A 1,186-nucleotide genomic window follows, 5' to 3' on the forward strand; every position below is an offset into this window, starting at 1 on the left:
GGCGTCGGCGCGCTGTCGGCCGCGGTCGTGGATCCCGCGCCCGCCTCCCCCGCGCCCCTCGCGGACGGCGACGGCTGGCTCCTCGACAACGGCCTCGTCCGCGCCCGGTTCGACGCGGACGGCACGGTCTCCTCGCTCGTCGACCGCGCGTCCGGCCGCGACCTCGTGGCGCCGGGCCAGCGGCTCGGCCTCCTCCAGCTGTTCCGGGACACCCCGAACCAGTGGGACGCGTGGGACATCGACGACGCATACCGCCGCAACCGCACCGACCTGACGGACGTCGCGGCCGTGCGGATCGAGGGCGCGGCCCTCGTCGTCGAGCGCGTGTTCGGCGCCTCGCGCGTCACCCAGACGTGGACCCTGCCCGCCGGCGAGCCGGAGCTGCAGGTGGTCACCGACGTCGACTGGCACGAGCGGCAGAAGCTCCTCAAGCTCGCGTTCCCGCTCGACGTGCACGCCGACCGGGCCGCGTCCGAGGTGCAGTTCGGGCACGTGCAGAGGGTGACGCACGCGAACACCTCGTGGGAGACCGCGCGCTTCGAGACGGTCGCGCACCGCTGGGTGCACGTGGGCGAGCCGGGCTTCGGCGTCGCGGTCGCGAACGACGCGACCTACGGGCACGACGTGACGCGGATCCCCCGTCCTGACGGCGGCAGCGCGACGCTCGTGCGCCAGTCGCTCCTGCGCGCGCCGGTGTTCCCCGACCCGCACGCCGACCAGGGCCGGCACGTCCTCCGCTCCGCGGTGCGGGTCGCGCCCGACGTGCTCGACGCGGCCGACGCGGGCTACCGGCTGAACCTGCCGGTGCGCGAGGTGACGGGCGACCACGGCGTGGCGCCGCTCGTCACGTCGTCGAACGCGGCCGTCGTGATCGAGGCCGTGAAGCTCGCCGAGGACCGCTCCGGAGACCTCGTGGTACGTCTCTACGAGGCGCGCGGCGGCCGCGAGCGCTCGGTCGTGCGGGTGGATCCCGGCGCCGGCCTCGGCGACGCGATCCGCACCGACCTGCTCGAGCGGACCCTCCCCGGCCGCGACGCCGTCCCTGCCGGGGAGGGCGTGGAGATCACGATGCGGCCGTTCGAGATCGCCACGCTGCGGTTCGCGCGCCGGTAGTCGCCGCGGTTCCGCGCGGCGGGGCACCGCCGGTCAGCCGACCGGCGACAGCCCCGCCGCTTCCCGGGCGACG

At 76.1% G+C, this 1,186-nt stretch carries 1 protein-coding gene; it reads left to right on the plus strand.

What is annotated here, in order from left to right:
• Positions 1-1,113: glycoside hydrolase family 38 C-terminal domain-containing protein (locus tag DZG00_RS15585; RefSeq protein ID WP_233550171.1), on the plus strand; the 1,113-nt coding region annotated here is incomplete at its 5' end.
• Between the last annotated feature and the right edge of the window lie 73 nt (positions 1,114-1,186).

The organism is Clavibacter lycopersici (assembly GCF_003576405.1).
GTDB classification, from domain to species: domain Bacteria; phylum Actinomycetota; class Actinomycetes; order Actinomycetales; family Microbacteriaceae; genus Clavibacter; species Clavibacter lycopersici.